The 15,146-nt window shown below is 66.2% G+C and carries 12 protein-coding genes and 1 other RNA gene; 8 read left to right on the top strand and 5 right to left on the bottom strand.

Annotation, left to right across the window (positions count from 1 at the left end; translation table 11 throughout):
* Nucleotides 1-66: 66 nt before the first annotated feature.
* The 8 genes from pstS (AC1PLA_RS08450) to rnt all read left to right on the top strand — a co-directional run bounded on the left by pstS (AC1PLA_RS08450) (nt 67) and on the right by rnt (nt 7,308).
* Complete coding sequence (pstS, locus tag AC1PLA_RS08450) at nt 67-1,086, top strand: phosphate ABC transporter substrate-binding protein PstS (RefSeq protein ID WP_481105973.1); 1,020 nt, start codon at nt 67-69, stop codon at nt 1,084-1,086.
* Between the two features lie 187 nt (nt 1,087-1,273).
* Nucleotides 1,274-2,365, top strand: coding sequence for a phosphate ABC transporter substrate-binding protein PstS (gene pstS, locus AC1PLA_RS08445; RefSeq protein ID WP_016902478.1), 1,092 nt, complete (start codon nt 1,274-1,276; stop codon nt 2,363-2,365).
* A 112-nt stretch (nt 2,366-2,477) separates the two neighbouring features.
* On the top strand, nt 2,478-3,452 hold the full coding sequence (gene pstC, locus AC1PLA_RS08440) for a phosphate ABC transporter permease subunit PstC (protein WP_349779951.1): 975 nt from the start codon (nt 2,478-2,480) through the stop codon (nt 3,450-3,452).
* Complete coding sequence (gene pstA / locus AC1PLA_RS08435; RefSeq protein WP_039520545.1) at nt 3,452-4,315, top strand: phosphate ABC transporter permease PstA; 864 nt, start codon at nt 3,452-3,454, stop codon at nt 4,313-4,315. Before pstC ends, pstA begins: the two co-directional genes overlap by 1 nt.
* A gap of 22 nt (nt 4,316-4,337) precedes the next feature.
* Nucleotides 4,338-5,168 (top strand): phosphate ABC transporter ATP-binding protein PstB, encoded by an 831-nt coding sequence (gene pstB, locus AC1PLA_RS08430; RefSeq protein ID WP_016902480.1) that lies wholly within the window; start codon nt 4,338-4,340, stop codon nt 5,166-5,168.
* Nucleotides 5,169-5,296: 128 nt separating this feature from the next.
* Nucleotides 5,297-6,007, top strand: a complete 711-nt coding sequence (gene phoU / locus AC1PLA_RS08425) for a phosphate signaling complex protein PhoU (RefSeq protein WP_005994733.1) — start codon at nt 5,297-5,299, stop codon at nt 6,005-6,007.
* 123 nt (nt 6,008-6,130) lie between these two features.
* A complete protein-coding gene (locus tag AC1PLA_RS08420; protein WP_039511722.1) occupies nt 6,131-6,529 on the top strand; it encodes an RcnB family protein in 399 nt (132 codons plus the stop codon).
* Between the two features lie 137 nt (nt 6,530-6,666).
* A complete protein-coding gene (gene rnt, locus AC1PLA_RS08415) occupies nt 6,667-7,308 on the top strand; it encodes a ribonuclease T (protein WP_102584351.1) in 642 nt (213 codons plus the stop codon).
* A gap of 171 nt (nt 7,309-7,479) precedes the next feature.
* On the opposite strand, the gene AC1PLA_RS08410 is transcribed toward rnt, so the two are convergent.
* The 5 genes from AC1PLA_RS08410 to rnr form a co-directional block, all read right to left on the bottom strand.
* A complete protein-coding gene (locus AC1PLA_RS08410) occupies nt 7,480-10,512 on the bottom strand; it encodes a diguanylate cyclase domain-containing protein (protein ID WP_481105972.1) in 3,033 nt (1,010 codons plus the stop codon).
* 259 nt (nt 10,513-10,771) lie between these two features.
* Nucleotides 10,772-10,847: non-coding RNA, sX9 sRNA (locus AC1PLA_RS08405), on the bottom strand.
* 67 nt (nt 10,848-10,914) lie between these two features.
* On the bottom strand, nt 10,915-11,667 hold the full coding sequence (gene rlmB, locus AC1PLA_RS08400; protein ID WP_024940443.1) for a 23S rRNA (guanosine(2251)-2'-O)-methyltransferase RlmB: 753 nt from the start codon (nt 11,665-11,667) through the stop codon (nt 10,915-10,917).
* Between the two features lie 248 nt (nt 11,668-11,915).
* On the bottom strand, nt 11,916-12,389 hold the full coding sequence (locus AC1PLA_RS08395) for a GFA family protein (protein WP_053045558.1): 474 nt from the start codon (nt 12,387-12,389) through the stop codon (nt 11,916-11,918).
* Nucleotides 12,390-12,526: 137 nt separating this feature from the next.
* On the bottom strand, nt 12,527-15,073 hold the full coding sequence (gene rnr, locus AC1PLA_RS08390) for a ribonuclease R (protein ID WP_166764254.1): 2,547 nt from the start codon (nt 15,071-15,073) through the stop codon (nt 12,527-12,529).
* Between the last annotated feature and the right edge of the window lie 73 nt (nt 15,074-15,146).

Here is a 15,146-nt window from a genome sequence, read left to right as displayed (position 1 = left end):
CATGCCCCTGCCCTGCAATGGCACGACCGCGGGACGTCCTCATCCCTTCGCTACAGGAGCTGTTCCGTGATCCACTCTCTGAAGACCCGTCTGGCCGTCGGCGTGCTCACCGCCTCGCTGGCCTTGTGCGCCCAGGCCGCCGATGTCACCGGCGCCGGTGCGTCGTTCATTTACCCGGTGATGTCCAAGTGGTCGGCCGACTACAACGCGGCCACCAAGAAGCAGGTCAACTATCAATCGATCGGTTCGGGCGGCGGCATCGCCCAGATCAAGGCAGCCAGCGTGGATTTCGGCTCGTCCGATGCGCCGCTCAAGCCGGAAGAACTGGCCGCGGCCGGCCTGGCGCAATTCCCGTCGGTGATCGGCGGCGTGGTGCCGGTGATCAACGTGCCCGGCGTGGCGGCAGGCGCGCTGAAGCTGGACGGCAAGACCCTGGGCGACATCTTCCTGGGCAAGGTCAGCACCTGGAACGACCCGGCGATCGCCGCGCTCAACCCAGGCATGAAGATGCCCGACGGCAAGATCACCGTGGTGCATCGCTCCGACGGTTCGGGCACCAGCTTCAACTTCACCAACTACCTGTCCAAGGTCAATCCGGACTGGAAGGGCAAGGTCGGCGAAGGCACCGCAGTGCAGTGGCCGACCGGCATCGGCGGCAAGGGCAACGAGGGTGTGGCCGCGTACGTGAAGCAGATCAAGGGCGGCATCGGCTACGTCGAGCTGTCGTATGCGCTGCAGAACAAGATGGCCTACACCGCGATGAAGAACGCCGCCGGCAAGTTCGTGCAGCCGTCCGACGAGACCTTTGCAGCCGCCGCCAACAGCGCCGACTGGGGCAACAGCAAGGACTTCTACCTGGTGATGACCAATGCCTCCGGCGACAATGCCTGGCCGATCACCGCCACCAACTTCATCCTGGTGCAGAAGAAGCCCAAGAATCCGGCCGGCCTCAAGAACACGCTGGAGTTCTTCCGCTGGGTCTACAGCAAGGGCGATGCGCAGGCCAAGCAGCTGGACTACGTGCCGCTGCCGGACAGCCTGGTGACCCAGATCGAAGGCTACTGGGCCAAGAACCTGCCCAAGTAACCCCAGCCACAGCGACAGGAACGACGCCGTCTCTCTCCCCGGCGTCGGCACCGGGACGCGGCCCCCACGGGGTCGCGTCTTTTTTGTGATGCCTTCTCCAAAAGGCACTGTCATGCACGTGTAACAAAAACATCATTTCATAGCGTGGTCTGCCGGGTCCCCCGGCCAACCCAGCCTCGGAGCTTCCATGAAACTGCAGTCGGCCAGCCTGACCGCCCTGTCCCTCACCATCGCCCTCGCCCTGGCCGCCTGCTCGCCCGGCAAGGATGCGCAGTCCGGCGACACCGCCAAGGGTGCCACCGCCGCAGGTGCCACCGCTGGCGACAGCAAGAGCGCCGAGATCTCCGGCGCCGGTGCGTCCTTCATCTATCCGCTGGTCTCCAAGTGGTCGGCTGACTACAACGCCGCCACCGGCAACAAGGTGAACTACCAGTCGATCGGCTCCGGCGGCGGTATCGCGCAGATCAAGGCCGGCACGGTGGACTTCGGTTCGACCGACAAGCCGCTGGACAGCGCCGAACTGCAGCAGGCCGGCCTGGGCCAGTTCCCGTCGGCGATCGGCGGCGTGGTGCCGGTGGTGAACCTGGAAGGCATCGCACCGGGCAAGCTGCGCCTGACCGGCGCGCTGCTGGGCGACATCTTCCTGGGCAAGGTCACGATGTGGAACGACGCGGCGATCGTCGCGGCCAATCCGGGCGTGACCCTGCCGGCGACCAAGATCAACCTGGTGCATCGCTCCGACGGTTCGGGCACCACCTTCAACTTCTCCAACTACCTGTCCAAGGTCAGCCCGGAGTGGAAGAGCAAGGTCGGCGAAGGCACCTCGGTGCAGTGGCCGGGTGGCGTCGGCGGCAAGGGCAATGAAGGCGTGGCCTCGTACGTGCAGCAGATCAAGGGTTCGATCGGTTATGTCGAACTGGCCTACGCACTGCAGAACAAGATGCCCTACGCCTCGCTGCAGAATGCGGCCGGCCAGTGGGTGGAGCCGAATGCGGAAAGCTTTGCCGCCGCTGCCGCCAGCGCCGACTGGGCCAACGCCAAGGATTTCAACCTGGTGATCACCAACGCACCGGGTGAGAAGGCCTGGCCGATCACCGCGACCAACTTCATGCTGATGCACAAGCAGCCCAAGGATGCGGCGCGCAGCAAGGCGACGCTGGACTTCTTCAAGTGGGCGCTGGACAACGGCCAGGCCCAGGCCAGCGAACTGCATTACGTGCCGCTGCCGCCGGAACTGGTCAAGCAGATCCAGGCCTACTGGGCCAGCGAGTTCAAGTGATGCCCTGCACCCGCTGTGATGGCGGGCTGCGCTGCGGTGAGGTGCCTGCGGGTGCCTCGCCGTTCCTGCTGTCTCACGCTCCCGCCAGTGCGCGGGTGACGAGTCCAATCGAATGAATGCCACCGCCATTCCCGAAGCGATGACCGCCCCGCGCGGCCGCGACCTGCGCGATGCACGTGCCGATCGCCTGTTCAAGCTTGCGCTGGCCGCCACGGTCGTCTTCGTCCTGTTGGCGCTCGGCAGCGCCGCGCTGTCGATGCTGTGGGGCGGGCGCCATGCCTTGCAGATGCAGGGCCTGAGCTTTTTCTATTCCGCCGACTGGAATCCGGTGGAAAACAAATACGGCGCGCTGGCGCCGATCTACGGCACCCTGGTCACCGCCTTGGTTGCGATGGTGATTGCGGTGCCGGTGAGTTTCGGTATCGCGTTCTTCCTCACCGAGGTGGCGCCGCGCTGGCTGCGCGGCCCGGTCGGCACCGCCATCGAACTGCTGGCCGGCATCCCGTCGATCATCTATGGCATGTGGGGCTTGTTCGTGCTGGTGCCGGTGATGACCGAGCACGTGACGCCCTGGCTCAACGATCACCTGGGCACGCTGCCGCTGATCGGCCCGTTGTTCCAGGGCCCGCCGTTGGGAATCGGGTTGCTGACCGCAGGCTTCGTGCTGGCGATCATGGTGATTCCGTTCATCTCCTCGGTGATGCGCGAGGTGTTCCTGACCGTGCCGACGCGCCTGAAGGAATCGGCGTACGCGCTGGGGTCGACCAAGTGGGAAGTCAGCTGGGACATCGTGCTGCCCTACACCCGCTCTGCGGTGATCGGCGGCGTGTTCCTGGGCCTGGGCCGTGCGCTGGGCGAAACCATGGCAGTGGCGTTCGTGGTCGGCAACACGGTGCGGCTGTCGCCGTCGCTGCTGGAGCCCGGCACCACCATCGCCGCGCTGATCGCCAATGACTTCGGCGAGGCCACCGAAACCTATCGCTCGGCATTGCTGCTACTGGGCTTTGTCTTGTTCATCGTGACCTTTATCGTGCTGGCGATTGCGCGCTTCATGCTGATGCAGCTGTCGCGTCGGGAGGGCAACTGATGTCCTCGGTCTCGCAATCGTTGTACAACCGCCGCCGCGTGACCAACGCGATCGCACTGTTGCTGTCCTGCGTCACCGCGGTGTTCGGCCTGTTCTTCCTGGGCTGGATCCTGTGGACCTTGTTGTCCAAGGGCGTGCCAGGCATCGACGTCAACCTGTTTACCAAGATGACACCGCCGCCGATGCAGGAAGGCGGCCTGCTCAATGCCTTCTTCGGCAGTGCGGTGATGTGCGGCCTGGCGCTGGCGATCGGCACGCCACTGGGCATTGCCGCCGGCACCTGGCTGGCCGAATACGGCAATGCACGCAAGGCCGGGTTGGTGGTGCGCTTCGTCAACGACATCTTGTTGTCGGCACCGTCGATCGTGCTGGGGTTGTTCGTCTACACGCTGTACGTGATGCAGACCGGCGGGCGCTTCTCCGCGTTTGCCGGCGCGCTGTCGCTGGCCTTCATCGTGCTGCCGGTGGTGGTGCGCACCACCGACGAAATGCTGCGCCTGGTACCGGCGCAGATGCGCGAAGCGGCGTTGTCGCTGGGCATCCCGCAGTGGAAGGTCACCGTGCAGGTGCTGTATCGCGCCGCCTCGGCCGGCATCCTCACCGGCATCCTGCTGGCCCTGGCCCGCATCAGCGGCGAGACCGCGCCGTTGCTGTTCACCGCCTTCGGCAATCAGTACTGGAACAGCAACGTGTTCCAGCCGATGGCCAGCGTGCCGGTGATCATGAATCAGTTCGCCGGCAGCCCCTATGAGACCTGGCAGACCCTGGCCTGGTCCGGCGCGCTGGTGCTGACCGTGTTCGTGCTGCTGGTGAGCCTGGGCGCGCGCGCCCTGCTATTGCGCAACAAGATTTCCAATGACTGACCTCTCCCTCCGGACACCCGACATGAACGATCTCCAAAACGCCATGCCGATGCATCGCATCGCCGTTCCGGCCGCCAAGGGAGCACCGGCCGCGCAGGCGCCGGTGAAGGTGGCCGCACGCAATCTGGACTTCTATTACGACAAGTACCACGCGCTCAAGGGCATCAACATCGAGATCCCGGAAAAGCGCGTCACCGCGCTGATCGGGCCGTCGGGTTGCGGCAAGTCCACCCTGCTGCGCATCTTCAACCGCATCTATGCGCTGTATCCGAAGATGGAAGCGCGTGGCGAAGTGCTGCTGGACAACGAAAACATCCTGTCGCCGAAGTACCCGATGAACCGGCTGCGCAGCAAGGTCGGCATGGTGTTCCAGAAGCCGGTGCCGTTTCCGATGACGATCTTCGAAAACGTCGCCTACGGCATCCGCCACCACGAAAAACTGTCCAAGGCCGACATGCAGAACCGGGTCGAGCAGGCGCTGCGCCAGGGCGCGCTGTGGGACGAGGTCAAGGACAAGCTGGGGCAAAGCGCGCTGGGACTGTCCGGCGGCCAGCAGCAGCGGCTGTGCATCGCACGCGCAGTGGCGCTGCGCCCGGACGTGTTGCTGCTGGACGAACCGACCTCGGCGCTGGATCCGATTTCCACCAGCCGTATCGAGCAACTGGTGGAAGAACTCAAGCGCGAATACACCATCGTGATCGTGACCCACAACATGCAGCAGGCGGCGCGCGTCTCCGACTACACCGCCTTCATGTACCTGGGCGACCTGATCGAGCATGACCGCACCGAAACGATTTTCTCCCAGCCGTCCAAGCAGCAGACCGAGGACTACATCACCGGCCGTTTCGGTTGATGTAAGGCGGGCCATCGCAACGCCGCATTGACGCAGCTCCGCCGCACTGCCCGGCACGACATTTGCATCACCTGCGATGTCGCCAGGGTTACGGCGGACATCCACCATTGCCACGAATCGAGATCACGATGAACCAGCACCTCAACGACCATATCGTCAAAAGCTACGACGAGGAGCAGCACCGTCTTGTCGCCGAGATCGTGCGCATGGGCGACACGGCGGTGGCGCAGCTGGAAGCCGCACTGGATGTGGTGGAGCGTCGCGACGACAACGCTGCGCATCGCATCGTGGTCAACGACGAGGCGATCGATGCGCTGGAGCATGCGATCAGCCACGACGTGATGCGGCTGGCGTTGCGTGGGCCGATGGCGCGCGACCTGCGCGAGATTCTGGCCGGCCTGCGTATTCCGGCCGATATCGAACGCATCGGCGATTACGCGGCCAACGTCGCCAAGCGCTCGATCGCGCTCAATTCCGCACCGCCGCTGCCGCAGACGGTGGGCCTGCGTGCGCTCGGCCAGATGGCCGCCGATGCCGTGCGCGAAGCGGTGCAGGCGTACCGCAACAAGGATGCCGATGCGGCCATCCGCGTACGCGACGAAGATGCACGCCTGGATGCGCAATACACCGCGCTGTTCCGCGAGCTGCTGACCTACATGATGGAAGACCCGCGCAACATCACTCCGTGCACGCACCTGCTGTTCATGGCCAAGAACCTGGAGCGCATTGGCGACCACGCCACCAACATCGCCGAGAACGTGTGGTTCCTGGTCCATGGCGAACAGCCGCTGCCGCCACGCCTGAAGCGCGACGACACCAGCACCACCGGCGTCATCTGATCGTCAATGTGTGCCGGCGGCATTTGCCGGCACAGGCCGCAACGCCTTATTTCATTACGTATTCAGCTCCAAATGCCTACGGTGGGCTCGCACAGGCTGTTCCTGTGACGCAGGAGTAGGCAGATGAAACGCATCATCGGATCCCTCATGGTTGTGTCGCTGTTGACGTCCGGCGCAGCGTTCGCCGCGCCGCAACAGCATGACGACCGCGACCGCGGCGCGCAGCACCACGACGCGCGTGGTCCGGACCGCCGCGACGATCATCGCGACGACAGGCACGATGACAAGCGTGACCACCGCCCCAGCGCGCACAACGACGACCACCGCAACGATCGTCGCGGCCCGCCGTATCGGCGTGGCGAGCGCCTGGCACCCGACCATCGCGGCATACGGGTAACCGACTACCGCAAGCATCACTTGAACACGCCGCAGCGCGGGCACGAGTGGCGCCGCGTGGACAACAACTACGTGCTAATTGCGGTGGCCACCGGGCTGATCGCAAGCGTGGTCGCCGCCCGCTGACGCCAGCGGTGTAGCACAGCTTCCGGGCCCGATCCGTGGCAACACGGGTCGGGCTTTTGTTTGCCGGATCGCCGCTCAGTACACGCGGGCAGGCCGCCAGCTGCCACGATCGGGCCGGCCGTGCGACCTGCTAGGCTATGCCGATGAACGAACCGGTCGACCTGCAGCCTGCCCCCTCCTTCCTGCCCATGTCGCGGCGCTTCCGCGGCTACCTGCCCGTGGTGGTGGATGTGGAAACGGGAGGTTTCGACTGGAACAAGCACGCCCTGCTGGAAATTGCCTGTGTGCCGATCGAAATGGATGCCGACGGGCGGTTTTTCCCCGGCGACACCGCCAGTGCCCATCTGGTGCCGGCGCCAGGACTGGAGATCGACCCGAAGTCGCTGGAGATCACCGGCATCGTGCTCGACCACCCGTTCCGCTTCGCCAAGCAGGAAAAGGACGCGCTGGACCATGTGTTCGCACCGGTGCGTGCGGCAGTGAAGAAGTACGGCTGCCAGCGCGCGATCCTGGTCGGCCATAACGCGCATTTCGACCTGAACTTCCTCAACGCCGCGGTTGCGCGCGTGGGCCACAAGCGCAACCCGTTCCATCCGTTCAGCGTATTCGACACCGTGACCCTGGCCGGCGTGGCGTACGGGCAGACCGTGCTGGCGCGCGCGGCACAAGCCGCAGGCCTGGAGTGGAACGCCGCCGATGCGCATAGCGCGGTCTACGACACCGAGCAGACCGCGCGGCTGTTCTGCACGATCGCCAATGCCTGGCCGGGGCCTGTTTGAGCGGGGATTTGGCGTTGGGGATTGGGGATTCGCAAAGGCACGCTGCCTGACGCGTCCCTTCTGCTGAGCCACGATGCTCCGCACGCAATGGCACAGCCAGTCGGTGGGTTCTAAAGCAGACCAACACACTGCCCTTGCCAATCCCCAATCCCGACTCCCCAATCCCAGCAGCTAGCCCACACAGATGCGATCGCGCCCCGCGCTCTTGGCCTGGTACAGCGCCTGGTCGGCGCGTTGCATCAGCGATGAGCCGGTGTCGTCGTCGCGCAACTTGGCCACGCCGGCACTGAAGGTCACCTGCAGGCCTTCCACGCCACCCCAGCCGTGGCGCGCGTGGAACAGCTCGCGGATGCGCTGGCACAGCGCCTGCGCATCCTCCATCGTCGTGTCGGCCAGCAGCAGAGCGAACTCTTCACCGCCCAGGCGTGCTGGCAGGTCCGACGCGCGCGCGGCGGCGGTCAGCAGCACGCCGACTTCGTGCAGCACCGCATCGCCACTGGCATGCGAATAGTGGTCGTTGATGCGCTTGAAATGATCGATATCCAGAATCGCCAGCACCAGCGGGCGCGCGCTGCGGCGGGCGCGGCTGATGTCGCGCGCCAGCGCCTCGTCGAAATGCCGGCGGTTGGGCAGCCCGGTCAGGGCGTCCTCGTGCGCCTGGCGCTCGAACACATCCGACTTGATGCGCAGCCGCGTCAGCAACTCGCTCTTTTCCTGGTTGGCCTGCAGCAAGCGCTGTGCCTGCAGTTGCAGATCTTCGGTGCGTTTGCGCACCAGCTCGGCCAGGCGCGCGTTATGGCTCTTGTAGCGGCGTAGCAGGAACCGATACACCAGCGCCAGCAATAAAATCGCACCCAGCACCGCGGCCAGGCGCACGTCCTGGCGCTGCCACCACAGCGGCAGCACCTCGAACGCCCACATCGCCTCGTGCGGACTCCAGGCACCGCCCGGGTGACGGGCCGCCACATGCAGACGGTAGCGCCCCGGCGGCAGGCCGATGAATTCCACGCTGCGTTGCCGGCCACGCTCGGTCCAGTCGTTGTCCAGGCCTTCCAGGCGCGTGCGGTATTCGATCCGCTCCGGCAGCAGAAAACTCATGCCGACGTAGGACACGTTCAGGCGATGCCCGCCCGGCAGGCGTGCCTGCTGCCGCCATGTCAGCGGACGTGCGTCCTGCTGCACGCTCTCGATCACCGCCGGCGGCGCGCGCCGCTCGCGAAAGCGCTGCAGGCGCGCCGGGTCGACCGTGCTCACGCCGCCGGCGGTGACCACCCAGATCGAACCATCGGCACGCGCGATCATGCTCGGCCCGGAGCTGCCGTTGGCCTGCGCGTTGCCCATGCCGTCGATCTCGCCATAGCGTTCGATGAGCAGCCGGCCGCGTCCATCGGCAACCGCGTCGAGCTGCGTGAGTTGCGTGCGCAGCACGCCGCGATTGCTGCTGATCCAGGCGTTGCCGAACCGGTCGCCGACCAGCTGGAACACCGTATCGACCGGCATGCCCTGCTCCAGGCCCACGCGTGCGAGCCTGCCGTTGCGCACCCGGTACAGGCCGCGATCGGTCGAAATCCAGACAGCGTCACCGATGCGCTGAAAACCGAACACGCTCCGCGCGCCGCCCAGCGCTTCCAGATTCAATCGCTGCAATTTTCCGTCGCGCAGTACCGCCGCGCCGTCGACCGAGCCGATCCACAGCGCACCATCGATGCTGGCCAGCGCGGTCACCACGCCATCGGGCAGGCCGTCGACGGCCAGGGGCACCCGCTTGCCGTTCACCAGCTTCACCACGCCGCGCTGCGTGGCCAGCCACACCACGCCGGAGTCTTCGATCACGATGGCGCGGATATGCCCGCTGGGAATGCCCTCGGCGTCGCCGTAATGCCGCAGCAGGCGTCCGTCGCGCAGCACGAAGACGCCATCGGCATACGTTCCCACCCATAGATCGCCGTGCCGATCCAGCGCCAGGCTGAGCACCGAGAGCTTGCGCCCGGATGGCGTGGCCACCGCCACCGGCACGATGCGTCCGTCCGGCAGCATCCGATCCAGGCCGGCGGTGCTGGCGATCCACAGGCTGCCGTCGCGGTCTTCCAGCACCGCGCGGGCGTAGTCGCCGCTCAGCCCATCGCGTTGGCTGTAACTGCTGAACAACGTCTCGCGCAGCCGAAACAGCCCGCCGTTGGCGCCGACCCAAATGCTGCCTTCGGCATCCTCGCGCAGGCTGACGATGCGCCCGGTCGGCAGGCTGCGACCAGCCGGCAGATGCTCCACTCCATGACCGCCGATGCGCAGCAGCCCCTGATTTTCGCTGCCCAGCCACAGGTCGCCATGGTGGTCCTGCAGCATCGCGGTGAAATGGCCCTGCCCGGGCACCCGCCGCACCAGCTCGGCAGTCTCGCCCCGCAGCCGATACAGCTGCTCGCCGGCGACGACCCACAGCGTGCCGTCCGGCGCGCGGTATGGCCACGCCAGCCCCGGCGGCAGGCCGAAGGCGGCCGGGGCGCGATGCATGCGCCCGTCCGGTTCGCGATAGATCAGGCCGTCCAGCGTGCCGATCAGCAGCCGGCCCTGGTCGTCGAACGCCATGCGCGGAAAGCTGCTCTGCAGCGGCACGCCATCGCGCGGCGGAAAATACTCGAAGCGCCCATCCGGCCACAGGCAGCCCAGCCCGTGGCCCTCAAACAGCAACCACATGCGGCCGTGCGCATCCATGGTCATTGCATGGATCAGCGCCTGCGGCCACTGTCCCTGCCGCTGCCAGTGCCGCCACTGCCCGTCGCTGCCGTGCCGCACCAGATTGCCGCGCGCATCGCTGAGCCACAGCGCCCCGTCGTGGTCGACGTACAAGGCGCCGACGCCGTTGTCGGGCAGGCCGGGACGCGTGCTGCGGTCGATGATGCCGAATTCCAGGCCGTTGTAACGCACCAGGCCTTCCCAGGTGGCGAACCACAGATAGCCATCGCGGGTCTGGGCGATATCGCGCAAGGAGTTGTGCGGCAGGCCGTTACGCGAGCTCCAGCTGTCGATCGCGTAGTCGCGCAATGGCGCCGTGCCCGCCGGTGCAGCCAGTGCCGCGAGCGAGCACAGCGCCAGCAGCATGCAGACAACGGCACCGAGCCAGCGCTGCGGCCGCTTGTCTCCCCGTGCCGACGCCTTGGCATCGCATCCGTTCTCGCCCGTCGACCAGGCCCCCGCCCCATCTCTCATCAGACATAACACGCCGTTCGCTGGCGATATGGTAGGCAAAAACGGGCACGCGCGCCGGTGGATCTCCACATGCCTGGGCGAAAGTCATATGCAGCGCGCCACCTGCCCGCCAGACACTGCAGCGGCAAGTGCACCGGCGCCATGGTTTGCGCAGATCGACTGCTGCGTGGTGCGCGGACCGCGCTGCGCCGCACGCGCGATCTCGCCGTGCCGATCGACCTGCGCGGCTCGCCATTGGCACATGCGTGCGATGCAGAGTGGTTGGCAACACAGGGCGAACAGTCGCCAGCTGGATGCGGACGACGCGCAGCAAGCGCAGTGCACGGGTGGTGCATGCCGAGTCAGGGCATCGGCCGCGCCCGCGCCCACCTGGCGGTGAGCGCAGTCGTTTCGGTCGCCGCTTCAGGCGCCCAGGCGCTGGCGTACCGCTTCGAACAGGGTCACACCGGCGGCCACCGACACATTGAGGCTTTCGATATCGCCCGGCATCGGGATCTTGACCAGACCATCGCAATGCTCGCGGGTGAGACGACGCAGGCCGTCGGCTTCGCCACCGAGCACCAGCCCGACGTTGCCGCGCAGGTCCACGCTGTACAGCGACGCCTCGGCTTCGCCGGCCAGGCCATACAGCCACACGCCCTGCTTCTGCAGATCGCGCAGGCAACGCGCCAGATTGGTCACCGCGACCACCGGAATACGGTCGGCCGCACCGGCCGAGGTCTTGCGCACGGTCGCGTTGACCGTGGCCGACTTGTCCTTGGGAATGACCACCGCAGTGACGCCGGCCGCGGCCGCGCTGCGCAGGCATGCACCGAGATTGTGCGGGTCCTGCACGCCATCGAGGATCAGCAGCAAGGCACGTCCCTCGGCTGCGGTCACCAGCGCTTCGAGCTCGTTTTCGGCCCACAGCCGCGCTGCGGCATAACGCGCGACCACGCCCTGGTGGCGCACCTGTCCACCGACGCCATCGAGTGCCTGGGTGTTGACCCGGCGCACGTCGATGCCCTTGCGGCGGGCCTGCTCTTCGATTTCGATCAGGCGCGGATTCTTGCTGCCGGCCTCGATCAAGACCTCGCGCACGTTGTCGGCGTCGTTCTCGACGGACGAGGCGACGGCGTTGACGCCGACGATCCACTGATTCTGCTTGCTGCTCATTGCGCCGGATACGAAGAGATAAAGGGGAATGGTAGGGCCTGCGGCCTGCCACGTCACGGCCGGAGCGCAGACGGCGCTGCCAGCAATGAGATCGCGTTATTCCTGGACCACGGCTAGAACCTCAGCACGCTGTACGGCCGATTGCGGGGATCGAAGATGGCGCTCGCACCGTCGTGATGGTGCCGGCACCTGCGCGCACCCGCTGTCGCGCGCCCCTGCGGTAGGCACTCACGCCTGCGGGCGCGGACTCACACTGGCCACTGCGCGGTATCGTGATCCGGATGCTGCCTTGACACCACATCGGCCAGAAAGGTCAATGCGGCGACATCGTCCTCGGTGGTGCGCGCCGGCAGATCGGCCAATGCATCGACGAAGGGCAGCTTGCGCTCCACCCCGTACTGGATTGCCGGAGGCAGCCGCTCGGGCGTATCGAACGCACCGGCAGCAATCGCCAGGCCGTCGGGCGCTTCATAGGTCAGCGGCGTTCCACATTCGGCGCAGAAGCCACGCAACACCATCGATGACGAGGCGAAGCGCTTCGGCTCGCCGCGTGTCCAGCTGAACTCGGTACCGCGCACCGAAACCAACGGCGCGTAGTAGGCACCGAAGGCCTTTTGACACATGCGGCAATGGCAGATCGAGGCGTCCGTCAGCCTGCCGCGCACGTGGAAACGCACCGCACCGCACTGGCAGCCACCGCTGTACTCGATTGCTGCGTCCATCGTCGCCACAAGCCTTGAAAGTGGGCATCCAGCGCGCGTTGCGAGCGTCTGCCCGCAACGACCTGCCGCTCATATCCGGCGGTCCGTACGCATCGCGAGCCGCCGCCGGACGGCGGCTCGCGGTCCTGCAGACGCGCTTAGTACTGCTTCTTCTTGCGCTTGGCCGGCTGAGCGCTCGGCGGCGGCGGCGGTTCGGGCGAATCGCCGCGATCCTCGGCCAGGCGGAAGTCGATCTTGCGCTCTTCCATGCTGGCCTTCAGCACCAGCACCCGCACCGGATCGCCCAGACGGAACGTGCGGCCACGGCGCTCGCCACTGAGCGTCTTGCGGATCGGATCGAACTGGTAATAGTCCTGCGGCAGCTGGGTGACATGCACCAGGCCGTTGACCTTGGACTGGGTCAACTCCACGAACAGGCCGAACCCGGTCACGCCGCTGATCACGCCATCGAACTGGCCGCCGACATGCTTTTCCATCCACGCGGCGCGATACCGCTCGTCGACTTCGCGTTCGGCTTCGTCGGCACGCCGACCACGCTCGGAACACTGCAGCGACAAGGCCGCCATCTGACGCGGGGTATAGATGTATTTTTCCGGGCTGGCACCGGTCAGGGCGTGCTTGATCGCGCGGTGCACCAGCAAGTCCGGGTAACGCCGGATCGGCGAGGTGAAGTGCGCATATGCCTCAAGCGCCAGACCGAAGTGACCGTTGTTGTCCGGCGAATACACCGCCAGGCTCTGGCTGCGCAGCAGCACCGATTCCAGCAGCGCCGCATCGGGGCGCGCACGCACCTTCTTCAGCAACTTGGTGTAGTCGCCGGGGCGCACCTTGCTCCATGCCGGCAGGCTCAGCTGGAATTCCTTGAGGAACTCCAGCAGGTCTTCGTATTTGCTCTCCGGCGGCCGCTCGTGCACGCGGTACGGTGCCGGCACATGCATGCTCAGCAGGTAACGCGCGGCCTCGACGTTGGCGGCGATCATGCATTCTTCGATCAGCTTGTGCGCATCGTTGCGCACCAGCATGCCGGCCTGGGTGACTTCGCCGGTGTTGTCGAGCACGAAGCGCACTTCGGAGGTTTCGAACTCGATCGCGCCACGCTGCGTGCGCGCCTTGGACAGCACGTTGTACAGCTGGTGCAGGCGCTGCACCTGCGGCAGCAACGGGCCGATGAAGGCCTTGGTGTCGGCATCGTCTTCACCCACCGCCTTCCAGACCTGGTTATAGGTCAGGCGCGCATGCGAGTTCATCACCGCCTCGTAGAAACGCGAACCGGTGACTTCGCCGTCGCGGCCCACCTGCATGTCGCAGACAAAGCACATGCGGTCGACCTTGGGCATCAGCGAGCAGATGCCGTTGGACAGGGTTTCCGGCAGCATCGGCACCACGAACCCCGGGAAATACACCGAGGTGGCGCGCTTTTGCGCTTCATCGTCCAGCGGCGTGCCGGGACGCACATAGTTGGACACGTCGGCGATCGCCACCACCAGACGGAAACCGTCAGCATTGGGCTCGCAATACACCGCGTCGTCGAAATCCTTGGCGTCTTCGCCGTCGATGGTGACTAGCGGCATCTGCCGCAGATCCACGCGCCCGCCGATCATCTGCGGCTCGACCACCAACGGCACTGCCGCGGCTTCGTCCAGCACTTCCTGCGGGAATTCGTGCGGCAGCTCATGGCCATGGATGGCCATCTCCACCACCAGCGACGGGGTGAGCTTGTCGCCGAGCACCGCGATGATCTTGCCGATCGCCGGGCGCCGCGCGTCCGGCGGCGCGATCAGTTCGCACACCACCAACTGCCCTTCGCGCGCCTCGCCGATGCCGTCCGGTGCGATCTGCACGTTGCGTTGCACGCGCTTGTCGTCCGGGTCGACATAGGCCACGCCATGCTCATAGAAGAAGCGTCCGAGCATGCGCGACATACGGCGTTCGAGCACGCGGGCGATCGCACCTTCGCGACGGCCACGGCGGTCGATGCCGGTGACGTTGGCCAGCGCACGGTCGCCGTGCATGACCTTGCGCATTTCGTAAGGCGGCAGGAACAGGTCGTCGCCACCTTCGTCCGGCTTGAGGAAACCGAAGCCTTCCGGATTGGCGATCACCACGCCGGCAATCAGACTGGTCTGCTGCACCGGCGCGTAGCCGCCGCGACGGTTCTGCACCAGCTGCGCTTCGCGCACCATCGCCGCCAGGCGCTTGCCCAGCGCGTCGATGCGGTCGCTGAGATTGAGTTTTTCGGCAATTTCCTCGGCGGTCTGCGGGCCATCGCAGGCGTCGAGCAACTGCAGGATGGCCTCGCGGCTGGCGATCGGCTCTGCGTAGCGCAGTGCTTCGCGATCGGCATGCGGGTCCTTGAACTCCGCCGCCGGCGCGGGCGCTTCGGTCGGCGCCTGCTGGAAGCGTTCCGGCGGCGGCGCCGGCGGACCGCTCTTGCGCGGATGCGGTGCGCGTGGTGCCGGCGGCGTGGGCAGCGCGGGCGCTACCGGCAGCTCGGGCGAGGCGTTGGCGGCCTTGTCGGCAGCGCGTTTGTTGGCGGACTTGGTCGACGCACCGGCGGCGGCGCGGACCAGGAAGTCCGGCATCCAGCCCGGCAACTTCTGTTTTTCGGCGGTGGTGGACTCGCCCGGGCTGGTGGACTTGCGGCGACTGGGCCGATCGGAATCTGGGGTGTTTTTCTTTGTCATTGCTTACATGGTACCCCTTGCGGCCGCGCCATGGGCAGCAAGCCTCGCCCGGCCGGCCATCATCGCCGCTCGC

The organism is Xanthomonas sp. NCPPB 1826 (genome assembly GCF_056725285.1).
The sequence above is the reverse complement of the archived record's forward strand: the minus strand, read 5'-3'. Positions and strand labels throughout refer to the sequence as shown.